This is a genomic window from Nocardia sp. NPDC050697 (assembly GCF_040654395.1).
Taxonomy (GTDB): domain Bacteria; phylum Actinomycetota; class Actinomycetes; order Mycobacteriales; family Mycobacteriaceae; genus Nocardia.
The window spans coordinates 874,380-890,142 of record NZ_JBFAHY010000001.1; the positions used below are offsets into that span (position 1 = coordinate 874,380).

The 15,763-nt window shown below is 71.6% G+C and carries 15 protein-coding genes; 5 read left to right on the top strand and 10 right to left on the bottom strand.

The genetic code is table 11. The features are described from left to right. Nucleotides 1-11: 11 nt before the first annotated feature. The 5 genes from AB0H71_RS04380 to AB0H71_RS04400 are packed head-to-tail and all read left to right on the top strand — an operon-like array spanning nucleotide 12 to nucleotide 4,509. On the top strand, nucleotides 12-911 hold the full coding sequence (locus AB0H71_RS04380; protein WP_357016164.1) for a ferritin-like domain-containing protein: 900 nt from the start codon (nucleotides 12-14) through the stop codon (nucleotides 909-911). After that, nucleotides 908-2,440, top strand: coding sequence for an NAD(P)/FAD-dependent oxidoreductase (locus AB0H71_RS04385; protein WP_357014718.1), 1,533 nt, complete (start codon nucleotides 908-910; stop codon nucleotides 2,438-2,440). Before AB0H71_RS04380 ends, AB0H71_RS04385 begins: the two co-directional genes overlap by 4 nt. A gap of 41 nt (nucleotides 2,441-2,481) precedes the next feature. After that, nucleotides 2,482-3,258, top strand: coding sequence for a MerR family transcriptional regulator (locus tag AB0H71_RS04390; RefSeq protein ID WP_357014719.1), 777 nt, complete (start codon nucleotides 2,482-2,484; stop codon nucleotides 3,256-3,258). A gap of 31 nt (nucleotides 3,259-3,289) precedes the next feature. Then, complete coding sequence (locus AB0H71_RS04395) at nucleotides 3,290-3,838, top strand: NADAR family protein (RefSeq protein WP_357014720.1); 549 nt, start codon at nucleotides 3,290-3,292, stop codon at nucleotides 3,836-3,838. Nucleotides 3,839-3,855: 17 nt separating this feature from the next. Next, on the top strand, nucleotides 3,856-4,509 hold the full coding sequence (locus AB0H71_RS04400; protein ID WP_357014722.1) for a GAD-like domain-containing protein: 654 nt from the start codon (nucleotides 3,856-3,858) through the stop codon (nucleotides 4,507-4,509). A 10-nt stretch (nucleotides 4,510-4,519) separates the two neighbouring features. On the opposite strand, the gene AB0H71_RS04405 is transcribed toward AB0H71_RS04400, so the two are convergent. From AB0H71_RS04405 to AB0H71_RS04450, 10 genes are all read right to left on the bottom strand, one after another. Beyond that, a complete protein-coding gene (locus AB0H71_RS04405; RefSeq protein ID WP_357014724.1) occupies nucleotides 4,520-5,026 on the bottom strand; it encodes an O-acetyl-ADP-ribose deacetylase in 507 nt (168 codons plus the stop codon). Nucleotides 5,027-5,044: 18 nt separating this feature from the next. Continuing rightward, nucleotides 5,045-6,667, bottom strand: a complete 1,623-nt coding sequence (locus AB0H71_RS04410) for a copper resistance protein CopC (protein WP_357014726.1) — start codon at nucleotides 6,665-6,667, stop codon at nucleotides 5,045-5,047. After that, on the bottom strand, nucleotides 6,657-7,337 hold the full coding sequence (locus AB0H71_RS04415; RefSeq protein ID WP_357014728.1) for a YcnI family protein: 681 nt from the start codon (nucleotides 7,335-7,337) through the stop codon (nucleotides 6,657-6,659). The genes AB0H71_RS04410 and AB0H71_RS04415 overlap by 11 nt, the downstream gene beginning before the upstream one ends. 10 nt (nucleotides 7,338-7,347) lie before the next feature. Then, nucleotides 7,348-8,256, bottom strand: coding sequence for a MetQ/NlpA family ABC transporter substrate-binding protein (locus tag AB0H71_RS04420; RefSeq protein WP_357014730.1), 909 nt, complete (start codon nucleotides 8,254-8,256; stop codon nucleotides 7,348-7,350). Further along, nucleotides 8,253-9,104 carry an ABC transporter permease gene (locus AB0H71_RS04425; RefSeq protein ID WP_357014732.1) on the bottom strand — a complete coding sequence of 284 codons (852 nt, stop codon included), beginning with the start codon at nucleotides 9,102-9,104 and terminating at the stop codon, nucleotides 8,253-8,255. The genes AB0H71_RS04420 and AB0H71_RS04425 overlap by 4 nt, the downstream gene beginning before the upstream one ends. Next, entirely contained in the window at nucleotides 9,088-9,909 is an 822-nt protein-coding gene (locus AB0H71_RS04430) for an ABC transporter ATP-binding protein (protein ID WP_357014734.1), read from the bottom strand. Before AB0H71_RS04430 ends, AB0H71_RS04425 begins: the two co-directional genes overlap by 17 nt. Before the next feature lies 1 nt (nucleotide 9,910). Further along, nucleotides 9,911-11,008: an ABC transporter substrate-binding protein gene (locus tag AB0H71_RS04435; protein WP_357014736.1), complete on the bottom strand. Its 1,098-nt coding sequence runs from the start codon at nucleotides 11,006-11,008 to the stop codon at nucleotides 9,911-9,913. A gap of 202 nt (nucleotides 11,009-11,210) precedes the next feature. Then, complete coding sequence (locus AB0H71_RS04440; RefSeq protein WP_357014738.1) at nucleotides 11,211-12,494, bottom strand: peptide synthase; 1,284 nt, start codon at nucleotides 12,492-12,494, stop codon at nucleotides 11,211-11,213. Further along, nucleotides 12,475-13,914, bottom strand: coding sequence for a condensation domain-containing protein (locus AB0H71_RS04445; protein ID WP_357014740.1), 1,440 nt, complete (start codon nucleotides 13,912-13,914; stop codon nucleotides 12,475-12,477). Before AB0H71_RS04445 ends, AB0H71_RS04440 begins: the two co-directional genes overlap by 20 nt. Next, nucleotides 13,911-15,329, bottom strand: a complete 1,419-nt coding sequence (locus tag AB0H71_RS04450) for a condensation domain-containing protein (protein ID WP_357014742.1) — start codon at nucleotides 15,327-15,329, stop codon at nucleotides 13,911-13,913. Before AB0H71_RS04450 ends, AB0H71_RS04445 begins: the two co-directional genes overlap by 4 nt. Nucleotides 15,330-15,763 lie beyond the last annotated feature (434 nt).

A 15,763-nucleotide genomic window follows, 5' to 3' on the forward strand; every position in this document is an offset into this window, starting at 1 on the left:
ACTTCGACACCATGCTCGCCAAGATCAAGGCCAAGCAGTGGGCGCTGGCCGAATTCGACTGGGACGCCCCGGGAGCCGAGCTCATCGACCCCGCCCTGCACGCCAAGCTCAAGCCCTTCATGGCCGACCTCATGTGGATCGAGAACGTCGGCGCGCGCGGCTTCGCCGCCATGGCCACCAAGGCCCCCACCGAGACGCTCAAGCAGATCTACCGGTACTTCCACGCCGAGGAGCAGCGGCACGCCAATGCCGAGCTGGCGCTCATGCGGCGCTGGGGCATGCTCGACGGCGACGAGATCCCGGAGCCGAACATCAATGTCAAACTGGTGATCGACTTCCTGGACAAGCACGCCGACGACATGTCGCTGTCCTTCCTCGGCACCGTCATCCCCATGCTCGAGGTGGCGCTGGACGGTGCGCTCATCAAGTTCGTCACCGACGAGATCGAGGACCCGGTGGCGCAGGAGGTCTTCAAGAAGATCAATGCCGACGAGTCGCGGCACCTGGCCACCGACTACGCGGTCATGGAGCTGCTCGGGCACTCCGGCGCGCGCAAGCTCGCCATCGAGCTGGTCGGCGGCTGGGCGAAACCCTCGTTCATCGTGGGGGTGCTCAGCTACGTGCCGCTGCTCAACAAGATGCGCGACAATATCGTCGCCATGGGCGTGGACGAGGAGAAGCTGTACTCGGCCATGCGCAAGTTCAAGCAGGTCGGCGAGCGGATGCCGCAGGCCAACCGGGTGCCCATGTACCGGATCGTGAAGATGCACGGCGACTGGGTGATCGACCGCGGCCACCCCTACCACCTCTTCGCGGACGCCATGGTGAAGATCACCGCCCGCATCCCGGAGCGCTTCCTGGCCAAGCAGCCCAGCTGGTCGCAGGAGCTCACCTACGAGCCGGTCGCGTGAGCGGCGTGACGGCCCTGCCGGGGCGCGGCGGCTCGCCGCTGGACGCGGTGGTGATCGGCGCCGGATTCGCCGGCATCGGCGCGGCGATCCGGCTGCGGCAGAAAGGCATCCGCAATGTCGCGGTGCTGGAGCGGGATACCAGGATCGGCGGCACCTGGCGGGACAACACCTACCCCGGCGCCGCCTGCGACATCCCGTCCCGGCTCTACTCCTACAGCTTCGCGCCGAACCCGGACTGGTCGCGGACCTACTCCGGCAGCGCCGAGATCCTGCGCTACATCGAGCACATGGCCGACGAGTTCGGCGTGCGGCCGCTCATCCGCTTCGGCCACACCGTCACCGGGATCGCCTACGACGAGCTCACCGGGTTGTGGGAGGTGTCGCTCGCCGAGCAGCCGACGCTGTGGGCGCGCAGCGTGGTGCTGGCCTCCGGGCCGCTCGCCGAACCCGGCTACCCGGACATCCCGGGGCTGGACCGGTTCGAGGGGAAGGTGATCCACAGCGCGCGCTGGGATCACGAGTACGACTTCGCCGGCAAGCGGGTCGCGGTGGTCGGCACCGGGGCCAGCGCCGTGCAGATCGTGCCGGAGCTGGTGCGGCGGGCCGAGTCGGTGCGGGTTTTCCAGCGCACCGCGGGCTGGGTGCTGCCCCGGCTGAACCACCGCACCCCGCCGCTGCTGCGCGAGCTCTACCGGCAGGTTCCGGCGGGCGAGAAGCTGGCGCGCGAGGCCTGGTTCTGGGGCCACGAGTCGGTGGCGCTCGGCGTGGTCTGGAATTCGCCGCTTACCAGGGTGGTGGAGTCGGTGGCGCGGGCGCACCTGCGCAGCCAGGTGCGGGATCCGTGGCTGCGTCGCCAGCTCACCCCCGATTTCCGGGCCGGGTGCAAGCGACTGCTCATGAGCAGCGAGTACTACCCGGCGCTGCAGCAGCCCAACTGCAAGCTGGTCAGCTGGCCGATCGCCGGGATCCATCCCGACGGCATCCGCACCGCCGAGGGCATCGAGCACCGCGCCGACTGCCTGGTGCTCGCCACCGGGTTCGAGGTCTCCAAGCAGGGCACGCCGATCCCGGTGCGCGGGCGCGGCGGGCGCGAGCTGGCCGCCGAGTGGCGCGGCGGGGCCTACGCCTACAAGAGCATCACGGTGGCCGGGTACCCGAACCTGTTCCTCACCTTCGGCCCGAACTCCGGCCCGGGGCACAACTCCGCGCTGGTCTACATGGAGGCGCAGCTCGAGTACCTGTCCGAGGCCATCGGCGTGCTGCTGAGCCGCGACCTGCGCGGGCTCGAGGTGCGCCGCGAGGTGCAGGACCGGTACAACGCGCGGCTGCAGCGCAGGCTCGCCGCGACCACCTGGAACTCCGGCTGCCGCAGCTGGTACCTGACCGAGGACGGCTTCAACGCCACCATGTACCCCGGTTTCGGCACCCAGTACGTGCGCGAGCTGGCGACGGTGGACCTGGACGACTACGTGCTCACCCCGCGGCAACCGGTTCGCGCCGCGCCCGGGATCGCGGTGCCGTTCGGCTAAGGTCGAGGCCGGGTAGCGGGGCGACGGAAGGACGGCGGGTGATGGCGGAGTACCGCATCGACGATCTCGCCAGGGCCGCGGGCACCACCTCCCGCAATGTGCGCGCGTACCAGGAGCGCGGCCTGCTGCCGACGCCCGCCCGGCGCAGCGGCCGCGCGCTCATCTACGACGACTCGCACCTGGCCCGGCTCAAGATCATCGACGCGCTGCTGCAGCGCGGCTTCACCACCGGCCACATCGCCGACTTCATCACCAGCTGGGAGACCGGCAAGGACCTCACCGAAATCCTCGGGCTGCAGCACGCCGTCACCGCCACCTGGGGCAAGGCCGGCGACCCGGTGACGGTGCCGCGCGAGCTCGTGCACGCCTTCCTCGGCGGCGACGAGGACCGCCCGGTCGCCGACCACGACCTGGAGCGGCTCTGCGAACTCGGCCTCGCCCGCCTCGACGACGACCTGGTCGAGTTCACCCGCCCCGAGCTGCTGGAGACCTTCGCCGCCCTGCACGGCTACGGCTTCGACCTGCACCGCCTCATCGACGTCTTCGCCGCCATGATGCCCAAGGTCGAGGAGATCGCCCGGCTCATGATCACCACCGCCGAGGAGCAGATCGTCGCCCAGCACGGGCGCGGGTGGCTGCCCGACTCGGCCGCCGAGATCGCCGCCACCACCGCCCTGCTCGAGCACCTGCGCGAGCTCGGCATGAGCGTCGTGCAGAGCACCTTCGCGCAGGCGCTGGAGCAGGTGTTGCGCGCGGAGCTGGGGGCCTATCTGGAAGTGGCGGCGGGGAATCGGGTCGGGCGGGTGAATATCGAGTGACAGCCGCGGGCCGGGGCGGGAGACTGCTCGGATGCGATCGGTGGAGGAGCTGACGGCTGCCGTTGCGGCGGGCGAGCGGGTGAAGTATCTGAAGTTCTGGGGGCACCGGCCGCGGGCCGACGGGAGTGTCGGGGCAGGGTGCCTGAGTCAGTGGTGGCCCGCCGCGTTCGAGGTCGAGGGGCTGTCGTTCGCTACCGCCGAGCACTACATGATGTGGCGGAAGGCCATGCTCTTCGGTGCGGACGAGGTGGCGGCGGCGGTGCTGGCCGCGGGGCACCCCAAGCAGGCGAAGGATCTGGGGCGGACGGTGCCCGGGTTCGACGACGCGGTGTGGGACGAGCACCGGTACGCGGTAGTGGTCGCGGGGAGCACCGCCAAGTTCGGCGCGCATTCGGAGCTGCGGGAGTATCTGCTCGGGACCGGGGATCGGGTGCTGGTGGAGGCGAGCCCGGTGGATCGGGTGTGGGGTATCGGGCTGGCCGGTGACGATCCGCGGTCCGACGATCCCGGGAGCTGGCGGGGGTCGAACCTGCTCGGGTTCGCGCTCATGGAGGCCAGGGCGGCGCTGCGGGCAGCGTGAGTGGCAGGATCGCGGCGGTGCGTATCGAACTGCTCGACCTGCTGTCCCGGCGCGCGGAGCCGATCGATCCGGTTCCGGTGCCGGCGGGCTACTTCGCCGAGTACGGCGGACGGCTTCCCGAGCTCCTGCTCGACCTGTGGCGGGATATCGGGTTGGGTGGGTTCGGGGACGGGCTGCTGTGGGTCTGCGATCCGCACCACTGGCAGCCGATCGCCGATGAATGGCTGGCGGCGGTCGAGCTGCCCGAGGGGTATGCGGGAGAACAGATTCCGATCTTCCGCACCGCCTACGGGAAGATCTACTGCTTCCGGCCCGGGCTGGGGCAGAAGATCGAGATCGATCCGCTCTTCTCCGAGGTGCATCTGTTCCGGCCGGAGACGCCGGCCGGGCAGCGGTGGATCGATATGGGGATCAGCGATGTCCTGACCTTCCCGGACGAGCAATTCCTCGTCACCGCCGACCATCCGACCGCGGGGTTCGACCTGCAGGAGGACATGTTCGAGCGGATCGTCGACCGGCTGGGACCCACCTCGCACCACACCGTCTACAGCTTCGCGCCGCGGATCCAGGAGGACGGGGATATCCGGGCCGAGTACGCGGTGCTCGCCGACGCCCGCACCGAACTGACCGCGCTGCGCGCGCTCCGCCGCCCCGAGGTCACGCGGGACTGAAGCCCCGGCATCACACCGCGGCGGCGAAGGCGTCGTACGCCTCCGGGCCGAACAGCACGAAACGCACCTCCCGCACGGCGGTGTCGGCGGCCCGGACGGTCTCGATCGCGATGCGGGCGCCGTCGTCGATCGGCCAGCCGTAGATCCCGGTGGAGATGGCGGGGAACGCGACCGTCCGCGCGCCCAGCTCGTCCGCCACCCGCAGTGACTCGCGGTAGCAGGAGGCCAGCAGCTCCGATCGGTCCTCCCGCGCCGACCACACCGGGCCGACCGTGTGGATCACCCAGCGCGCGGGGAGATCACCGCCGGTCGTCGCGACGGCCTGCCCGGCCGGCAGCCCCTGCCCGTACCGCGATACCCGCAGGTCACGGCAGGCCGCCAGGATCGCGGGGCCGCCCTTCCGGTGAATGGCCCCGTCGACGCCGCCACCGCCGAGCAGGGACGAGTTCGCCGCGTTCACCACCGCGTCCACATCCTGTTCGGTGATATCGCCCCGGACCAGCACGAGTTCGACCATGCGGCCATTGTCGCCTGTTCAGAGCGCCCGGTAGCGGAACGAGGCCAGTTTCGGCCCGGCCCCGGCGTCGAAGCGCACCGTCACCTTCCACTCCCCCGGCGCCGGGACGATGAGCTTGTCGCTGCGCCAGAGCAGCGAGCCGTCCCCGGCCACCGCGGCGGTGAGGGTGACCGGGAGCCGCGCCACATTGGCGGCGGCCGACGAGAGGTCGACGCTCACGCTCGGCTCGGGGCCGGGGGCAGGCGGGGTGTAGGCGAGGGTGAGCTGCTGCGGGCCGCGGCGGATGGAGTCGATGCCGATGCGGACGACCTCGGTGGCGCCGAAGTCGAGGGTGGCGGTGATGTCGGTGGTGTAGGTGTCCTTGGCCGGGGGCAGGGTGGTGAGGATCGAGGTCGCCGCGAGGATCGCCACCGCGACGACTGCTTCGATCAGGACCGCCCGGCGCAGGTGGCAGTAGGCGAGGTAGCCGAAGGCGACGGCCACCGCCACGAGGCCGATCTTGCCGAGCAGGACCAGCCCGTAGCGGGTGTCGAGCAGCGCGCCTGCCGGACGCACCTGGATCAGCGCGAGCAGCAGGCCGCCGAGCACCACGGCGAGCACGTGCCAGGCCGCGACCCTGTGCCAGCGCCGCAGATCCGGATTGCCCTCGCGCCGCGCGCCCGCCGGGGATCGCCGCAGCCATCTCGCCACGACGCGTGGCTGCGGCGCAGGACCCGCGTCACTTTGCTGCCCGGGCACCGTCCTTGGCCGGACCAGGATGAGCACCGCCACTCCCCCGAGCCACACGCTGATCGCGTAGACGTGCAGCAGCGTCCCGAGGAACGACCACGGCCAGCTCCGCACCGACCCACCGTGCCCGCCGAGCGTCACCGCGAGAATCGCGGTCACCGCCTGGGTGACGACCACCGGCGGCCGCGGGGCCGCGACCGCCACCAGCGCGAGCAGCACCGCGGCGGTCAACGCCAACCCGTGCGGTGTTCCGAGCAGCACCCGCGCACCGGCGAGGGACACCGCCCCGAGCCCGCCCGACTGCTGCGCCACCAGCACCGCGAAGCGCAGCAGCAACCCGGCGGCCAGCACCGCGCCGCCCACCCGGTATACGACCGCGAACCGCCGCGACCGCAGCACATCGGGCCAGGCCAGCCGCGCGGCCAGGAACAGCCCGGCGGAGAGCACGAGCCCGAGGTAGGTGAGCCAGCGGCCGGGCGAGTTCAGGAACCGCTCGATCCCGGCCCCGCCCGCGGGCGCGGCGAACTCACCCTGCTCGGTCACCGCGCCCACGGTGAACCGGATGGACAGCGACACCACGTGCGTATCGGCCGACACCACCCGCGCGGTGGCGAGGTAGGCGCCGTCCGGCACCGGCTCGGCGGGGACGAGCACGAGGCGCCGCTGCCCGTCGTCCACCCGGACCCCGGCCAGCGTGAACCGCGTCCCGGCGCCGTCGATCAGCTGCGCCGACCCGTCCACCACCGTGACCGGCTCATTGAGCTGAAGCACCAGCTCCGCAGGGGCCGTCTCGGCGTGCGCGCCGTCGACCGGCGCGGTGGTGACCAGCGAGGCGTGCGCCGAAGCCACCCCGGCACCGCCCAGTACCGCCGCCAGGACGGCGAATACCAGGAACAGGCCCCTAGGCGCCACGATCCCGCCGCAGCAGCAGGGCCACGCCCGCGGCGGCGGCCAGCGACAGCAGCAGGCTCAGCACCGAGACCGCGCTCCGCCAATCGCTGCCGTCGGCCGCCGCGGCGACCTGCTCGTCGTCGTGGTGGTGCTCGGTGGAGCCGCCGTGCGCGTCGTGGCCGTCGGCGGCGCTCAGCGTCACCACCGGCGCGGGATGCTCGGGCTCGCTCTCCTTATCGACCGCGACCTCGTTCCAGGCGACCACGGTGCCGTCGCTGTACTTCTGCTCGGAGGGCAGCGCCACCGACTCCCTGCCCTGCGGCCACGGCCCGGCGGAGAAGGAGAACAGCTGGTACTCGGTGGCGCCGTAGCCGCTCGCGGGGGTATCGGCGGTCCACACGATCCGCGCGACCCGCTCGCCCTGCCGCTGCACGCTCGCGGTCCAGCCCGGAACCGGCAGCGTGCGCGCGGATTTCAGGTCGACGCCGGCCGGGATGGTCACCGTGAGCCTCACGGTGTCCGCCTGCTCCGACTCGCCGGGCACGATCAGCCCGACGACCCCGTACCCGCCCTGCGCCACCGGGGCGCCGTCGCTGCGCACGTGCGCCGCGGCCGGACCGGCCAGCAGCACCGAGGCCAGCGCGGCCGCGAGCACGGCCGCCGCGGGACGGCGAATTGCGTTGTGTGTCATAACGTCTCTCTCATCGGGCCACGGGGATGTTCGCGCCGCGGTACGTCGTCGCCAGGAACTGCCCGAGCTCGGGGCTCTCCAGCGCGTGGGTCAGCTCGAGCACCCGCTGGTCGCCGGCGAGCCGGGCGGGCGCGACCAGGACGTGCGCGTACGGGTTCCGCGGGCCGGGCTCGAGGGCGAGCGCGTCCCGTGCCGGTTCCAGCCCCAGCGAGCGGGCCTGCTCCGGGTTCAGCACCACCGCGTCGTAGCCCCGGTAGATGGCGTCCAGGTACTCGTCGTAGCTGAGCCCGAGCAGCGTGAGGTGCCGCAGCGAATCGCGCACATTGGCCTGGGTGATGGTCAGATCCGGTGCGGTGGTGCCGCCGAACGGGCGGTCCAGCAGCACAAGTCCGGCGCTCTGCAGCAGGTAGAGGCCGCGCGCGAAGCCGGTCGGGGTGGCGGGCAGCGCGACCCGGGAGCCGTGCGGCAGGCTGTCGCCCGCGATATCGTCGGCGACCAGCCCGGCATTCACCCAGCTCTGTGTCTCGGCGACGCTGCGCCAGCGCGCCGAGTACAGCCCGTACGGGACGACGGTGGCCGCGGCGACCACGCTCAGGTCGTCGTAGCCGTGCTGCCGCCGGTCCGCCTCGAAGGCGGGGATGTGCTGGAAGTAGGCGAGGTCGGCCGCCCCCGACGACACCCGGGCATTGGCGTCGCCGGGGGCGTCGGCCAGCTCCAGCCGCACCGAGTCCGGCAGCAGTTCCTCGGCGACGTAGCGCAGGATCTCCCGATCCTCGCCCGCCCCCACGTACACCACCAGCGCGCCCGCGTCGCGCGCCGCGGCGTAGTCGACCTTCGGCTCGCCGCCGCAGCCAAGCACCGCCGTCAGCAGGACGACGGCGAGGACGGCGGCAACCCTGGCCCGGCGCGCGACGCTCACTTGTTCGTCAGCCCGCGCTGCCAGCCGGTCAGCCGCCACTCGGCGGCCGCCATGACCCCGTTCACCAGGATGCCGATCAGCCCGAGCGCCAGGATCCCGGCGTACATCTGCGGCGTCTGGTAGCGCAGCGCCGCGTTGTTGATGTAGATGCCGATGCCGTGCGCGCCGCCGACCAGCTCGGCGGCGACCAGCGCGGTGAAGGCGTTGGAGGCGGCGAGCCGGATGCCGGGGAAGATCGCCGGAATGGCGGCGGGCAGCACCACCCGGGTGAAGATGTAGCCGCGGCCCGCGCCGAGCGTGCGCGCCGCATTCAGCAGGATGCGCTCCACCCCGCCGACCGCGCCGACCGCGTTCACGAAGATGGGCCAGAAGCAGGCCCACACCACGATCGCGATCTTGGACTCCTCGCCGATGCCGAGGAACACCACGAACACCGGGAGCAGCGCCAGCAGCGAGAGGTTGCGGAAGAACAGCAGGATCGGCTCGAAGAGCTTGCGGAGGACCGGCACCGAGCCGACCACGATGCCGAGCCCGATCCCGGCCACCAGCGCGATGGCGAAGCCGAGCACCGCGCGCTGCACGCTCGGCCACACCTCGGTGCCGAGCGAGCCGTCGGCCAGCCCGTCCACGAAGGCCCGCGCGGTCTCCTGCGGGGTGGAGAGGTAGAGCGGGTTCACCGTCCCGGAGGCGACCACCCACCACCACAGCAGCAGGAACAGCCCCAGCCCGACGGCGCCGTAGAGCAGCCTGCCGTACTTCGCCAGGAAGGGATTCGGTGCCCTCGGCGGCGCGATCCGCTCCTCGTCCGGCGCGGCGGTATCGCGCGCCGGCTCAGTGATCGTGGCCACCGCGCACCTCCTCCTCCAGAATCCGCGCGACCTGCGAGCGGATGTGCACGAACTCCTCGGAGCTGCGGGCGGCGCTGCCGCGCGGGCGCGGCAGCTCGACGTCGATGAGCGCCTTCACCCGGCCGGGGGCGCGGGTCATCACCGCGATCCGGTCGGAGAGGAAGATGGCCTCGTCGATGGAGTGCGTGACGAAAAGGACGGTCTTGCGCACCCCGCCCGACTCCCAGATGCGCAGCAGCTCGCCCTGCAGGAACTCGCGGGTCTGCGCGTCCAGCGCGGCGAACGGCTCGTCGAAGACCAGCACCTCGGGCTCGTAGGCGAGCACCCTGGCGATGGCGACGCGCTGCCGCATGCCGCCGGAGAGCTGGTGGGGCAGCCGATCGGCCGCCGCCGCCAGCCCCACCGTCTTCAGCACCTCGGCCGCGCGCTCCCGCCGCTCGGCCCGCGGCACGCCGCGGATCTTCAGCCCGACCTCGACATTCTTCTGCGCGGTGAGCCAGGGGAACAGCGCGTACCCCTGGAAGACGACGCCGACATTGCGGTTGACGCCGCGCACCCGCTCGCCGTCGACCAGCACCGCGCCGCCGTTGTAGCTCTCCAGCCCGGCCAGGATGTTCAGGAACGTGGATTTCCCGCAGCCGCTCGGGCCGAGCAGCGAGACGAATTCGCCGGTCTCGATCCGGAGGTCGAATTCGTCCAGGACCGAGGTGTGCGCCTTCGAGCGCCAGCCCGGTTTCGGATACAGCTTCGTGACGTGCCGCGCCTCGATTTTCGTCGCGGATCCGGCGACCGTCTGCCCGGTCATCTCACTTCTCCGCTTTCGCGATATCGACCAGGTGCGTGTCGAAGATCCCGGTGTTCTGCTCCTCGGTCAGGATGGTGGTGTTGTGATCCTGGCTCTCCAGCAGATCGGCCGACTTCGCGAACGGGTTGAAGGCATTCGTCGCGATGTCCTCGGGCTTCAGATTCTCCGAGCCGGGCAGCGGCTTCCCGACCTCGGCCACCAGATCCCACCACAATTGCAGGCTCGCCTTGTCCAGCAGCGCGTTCGGCGCGTAGTGCCAGTTGGTGGTCTGCTCCACCGGGTAGCCGGTGGTCTTGCCTGCGATCTCGGCGGATTCCCGCGGGTGCGCATTGGCCCAGTTCGCGGTCTTGGCGATGATGCCGACGAATTCGCGTGCCGCGTCCGGGTTCCGCTGCAACCAGGCATTGCTCGCCACGTACGGCGCCTGGCCGCCGAGCGGGCCCCAGTCGTCGAACGAGGTGAAGGCCTGGGTGAACTCGGCGGGCTTGCTCAGCAGCACGCCGACCAGCGGCGGGTGGAAGACGCCGAGGTCGACCTCGCCGCGCTCGATGGCGGGGGCGATGAGCTCGGGCTTGAGCTCCAGGAAGTTCACCTTGGCCAGGTCGACGCCGTTGTTCTGCAGGTAGCGCTTGATCAGCAGGTCGGTGCAGCTGTTCGAGCCGTTCAGCCCGACCGTGCGGCCCTCGAGTGCCTTCAGGTTGGTCTTGGTGATCGGCGAGCCCGCCCTGGTGAAGTAGGCCATGTGCGGCTCGTTCGGCAGATCGAGCATGCTGGAGGCGATGGCGGTGAACTTGAAACCCTTCACCTTGCCGTCGATATCGTTGTTGAACATGCCCGTCGCGATATCGATGCTGCCCTGATCCAGCAGCTGCACCGCGGGCACCGCGGTGGCCGGGCCGACGTACTCGGGTTTGACTCCGGCGTTATCCCAGTAGCCCAGCTCGTCCGCGATGCGCACCAGCGACAGCGCGGTCGGGGAATTGGCGAAGCGGAAATAGACCACGCCGTCTTCTTTTCCGAGCGTGCATCCGGCCACCAGTGCGGGGGCGGCCACCAGGAGCGCCGACACCAGCACCATCTTTCGCAGCAGGCGCCTCATGACCGCGCCCCTCGATACGTTCTCCTGCCGCACACGGCTTTTCCTCTCTCGCGACGGAACCCGTCGATCGATGAAGGTAAGTCCGGGCGGGGGCGGCACCTACGGATAAACTCACCTCGAGCGGGATGCGGGATTTCGCGCACGCGTAAAACGTTCAGGAAATCTCGACGGTCGAGTTGCTTTATCGTAGAGCGGGATTCGCTCAGGCCCTGGCGAGCGGCCGCGCTCGCGCGGTGAGGGTGTTGGCGAGGTCAGCGGTGAGGCGGGCGATGGTGGCGCGGGCGGTGGCGGTGTCCGGGTACCTGATGCGCAGGGCGAGCCCGGAGTCGGTGCGGGAGAACCAGAACTGGGCGTCGTCGGCGCGGCCGACCGCCGAGATGTGCCTGGCGCCGATGGCGTCGTGGTGCGCGGCGCCGGGCAGCGTGCGGTAGTCGATCCAGGACACCATGAAGATGTCGCCGCGGCGCAGCACGAGCCCGCCCAGGTGCGGGAGCACGACGCCGAGCGGCAGCGTGCCGAGCGGGATGGCGGCGCGCACCGCGGCGGCGGCCGCGCGGGTGGCCGCGGCGGGGTCGGGCAGCGTCGGGATCTCGACCGGGACATTCGTGGTGAACCAGCCGAGCGCGGCGCGCCAGCGGTCGTCGTGCCTGGTGTGCATGGGGAAGACCAGGCGCAGCCGGTCCGGGCCGCCGCCGAGGCGGGTGGCGTGCGCCAGGGCGGCGAGCGCCCCGGCGAAGGGGCGGGCGCCGAGTTCGCGGCAGCGCTCGTCGAAGGCGTCGGCGCCGGGGGCGTCGAGCAGCATGCGCAGCTCGACCGCCTGCGGCGCGGTCTCGCCCGGCGCGACGCCCAGATCCAGCGGGAACTCCGGCGGGCGGACGCCGCCGGAGCCGAAGAAGGAGCGCCAGCCGCGCAGCCGCGGGTCGTCCGGCGCCACCTCGAGCTGCGCCTGCTCGGCGCAGTGGTCCACGAAATCGCCGGTCGGTGCGAGGTTTTCGCCGTCGTAGAGGCGCCGCAGGTCGTCGATGACGAGCGCGATGGAGTAGCCGTCCACGTGGGCGTGGTCGAAGGCGCAGAGCACCGTGGCCACGTCCGGGCGGTCGATCACCCCGAGCAGGTACGAGGGGTGGCCGAAGGCGGCGCAGCGCGCGTCGAGCAGGGCGGGCAGCGCCGTCACCGGCACCCCGGGCAGCCGGTGCAGCGCCGCGGGCACCGGGTGCAGCAGCCGCACCGGGCCCGGCGCGAAGGAGCTGCGCAGCGTGCCGTGCCTGGCGATGAGCGCGCGGTAGGCGGCGGCCAGCCGGTCGTGGTCGACCGGGCCGGGCACGTCGAAGACCGCGGCGAGCCAGATGTTCCCGCCGCCCGCCAGGTGCACCGCCTGGTTGAAGGAGGGCGGAACCGGCGAGGGCTCGCCGGGCCCGGACTCCGGGCGGTACTCGACGAAGCTGCCCGGTGCGGGGGCGAAGCGGTCAGCGGTGGTGACCCGCACCGATCACCTCCCGCGGGCGGAGCGCACGATCACCGTCCCCGGCCACCTCGGCGAAGACCTCGCGCAGCCGCGCGTGGTACGGCGCCAGCGCCGCCTGGGCGGCCGGGGTGTCCGGGCTCTGGCAGCCCAGGTAGAGGTGGCGGTGGTCGCGGTTGATCCAGAGCGAGGCATTGCCGGTGGCGCCCTCGCCGGTGAAGAGCTGGCCGTGCTCGTACTCCGGCGTTCCCGCACCGGGGAAGCGGCGGAAGTCGATGTAGGAGAGCATATTCGGGCTCGCCGCCACCTTGGCCGGGTCGGCGCCGGACATGAGCAGCGCGGTGATCACCGACTGCACCGGCGCCGCCGCCAGCCGCAGCGCGCGCTCGTAGCCGGCGTGCGCGTGCGCCAGCAGCTCCCGGAAGGTGCCCGCGGACCGCACCGGGAAGGCGACCGGCGCGAAGTTGCAGAACCAGCCCTGCGACAGCAGGTAGTCGCCGCGGTCCCTGGTGCTGGTGACGATCATGCCGTAGTAGTCCGGCATGCCCGCGATCTCCAGATCGGCCACGGCCACCGCCGCGAGCACCCCGGCGACGAACCGGACACTCTCGGCCTTGCACACCGCGTCGAAGGCGGCGATGCCATCGGCGTCGAGCAGGTCGAACTCGATCGGCCGCATGGGCGCGGTCTCCCCCGGCGCGAGCCCGAGATCGACCGGGCAGCGGGGCAGCTCGCCCTTGTTGCGGTCCACGATCTCCAGCCACTCGGCGATCTCCGGGCGCTGCGGCCCGAACTCCGCGGCCAGCGCGTGCTCGGCCGCGGCGTACTCCGGGAACCCGCCGGCCGGGGTGCTGGTGAAGGGGCCGAGCGCGGCGCCGGTGGCCTCGGCCCGGTAGAACTCCAGCAGCTCGGGCAGCACCAGCGCCTGCGAGATCCCGTCGCTCAGCGCGTGATCGCAGCCGTAGTACAGCGTGAACGAGCCCGGCCTGCGCACCGCGCCGACCACGAAGCCGGGGTACGAGGTGACGATGGCCTCGCGGGAGAACCGCTCCAGCGCGTACCCGCGGAACACCGCCCCGCCCTCGGTCGCGCCCAGCTCGCGGGTTTCGAAGGCGACCGCCGCCGCGGGCACCCGCCGCCGGGTGACCGCGCCGTTCGCCACCTCGAGCCAGGTGCGCAGCCCGCCGTGCCGCCGGGTGAAGCGCGCGACGGCCCTGCTCATGGCGGCGGCGTCCAGCTCGCCCCGCACCTCGGTGGCGGTGGCCAGGTAGGCGTGGTGCTCGCGGCCCGCCCGCTGCCCGGCCGCCACCCCGCGCACGTGGTTCTCCTGCAGGAAGGAGGCGCGCCCCGGATCGGCCTCGGATTCCGGGGTGCCCCCGGCCGGGTGCCACTCGACGACGGTGCCCGCGGGCGGGTTCCAGTTGGCCAGTGCGGTGATGATCACCCGTGCACCGCCAGGGCGGGCACCGGCAGCTCGCCGGTGGTGGCGACGGCGCCGAGCAGCTGCGAGACGGCGTTGATGAAGCGGTGCACGTTGGCGGCCGCGACCTCGTTGCTCGGGAAGCGGGCCGAGATGGCGAGGCCGTCCGGCGAGCGCGCGATCCAGAAGTACACCTCGTCGTCGGAGGTCTCGCCGCTGCGCAGCGGGCGCACCGCCCAGCGCCGCCACTCGGCGGAGTCCGGCACCGCGCGCACGTCCAGGTAGGAGACGACGAAGCGCGGCACCGACGGATTGCCGAGCAGGTGCGCGACCCGCGGGTACGGGTAGCGGGCCAGCGGGCGCGCGGTGCGCACGGCGGCGGCGGTGCGCTCCATGACCGCGTCGAAGCCGTCGGCGCCCGCGCTCTCGATCCGCACCGGCGCCAGCCCGACGTACCAGCCCATGGCGTGCACGTCGCCGGGCTGCTGCCTGGTGTGCATGGGCATGGCGAAGTCCAGCGTGCCGGTGCCGGCCAGGGTGCGGGTGGCCGCCGCGACCGTGGCGAGCACGCCGGTCTGCACCGAGTGGCCCGCGGCCCGGCAGCGCCGCTCGAAGGCGGCGGCCTTCTCGGCATTCAGCGACCAGGCCGAGAGCCCGCTCTGGTGCCTGCCCGGCGTCGGCCTGCGCGGCGAGACGATATCGAGCGGGAAGCCGGGGAAGCGATCGCCGCAGCCGCGCAGGAACTCCCGCCAGCCGAGGACCGCGGGGTGCGTGGTGGTCAGCTCGTCGCCGTAGGCGCGCTCGACGCCGCCGTAGTCCACGCAGCTGCTCACCGCGGGCAGCACGGCGGGCTCGCCGGTGCGCACCTCGCGGTAGAGCCGCTGGATCTCGCTGATGGCCAGCATCATCGAGTACGCGTCCATGACCGAGTGGTCGGCGCCGAAGACCAGCAGGAAGCCGTCGCCGGTGCGGGCGGGCAGCGGATCGGTGACGGTGGCGAGCAGGCAGTGCGGCCAGCGCGTCGGCGCCAGCCTGGCCTCGAAGAAGCCGGTGATGTGCTGGTACACCCGGGTTCCGGTGCGCAGCGCGCCGACCAGGCGCGGCTCGACGTCGATCTCGTCGGCGCGGCAGCTGAGCCGGTTCCAGCGCGGGTCACCCGCGCCGCCGGGGCGCACCGTGGTGTGGAAGGTCTCGTGCCGGGCGATCCAGCGCCGCAGCGTCTCCCGCAGCGCCCACTCGTCGTAGCGCTCCGGGATCTCGAAGATGGTGCCGAGCCAGGAACCGGGCCCGGAATCGGCCTGTCTTCGGGCGCAGTGCTCCTCGTGGATCCAGCTCAGCGGCCGGTCGTCCGGACGCCACGGATCCCCCGGTGCCACGGGCACCCATTCGGTGAGGGTGCCCGCGGGCAGCGGGTAGTCGGCAAGCTCGGTGAATTCCATCTGGAAGGCGCCCCATTCATTTTGCTGACCGCAAGCTGACAACGACGAGAATGTACGTAAAAAGGCTGTGTTTCGAAAAGCGCTACTCTGCGGCCCCTGTGCCGGCACATGATCCGCACACCGTTGTCAGAGTAGGGGGACCACCCCGGAACCCTCTCACCGACCCCGAGTGGCCTTCATCACCATCAATACTTTCGGACATACTGCCTGGTAGACGTTTCGGGTCGACCGTGAGTGGCTATCGGGAACTGTTCGAAAATTTCTTTTGTGTGAACTCGAGGTTGCACCCATCCGGGGTGCGAGGCGTATCGAATCACGGATTGCTCATCACATTGCTCCAGCCCGTTGCGGATCATATGCTGGCGCAGCGGTTCGCAGTGTCGCGAGCTATTTCGAGCACTGAAGTCCTTTAATTCCGCGATTCCTGCGAGCAG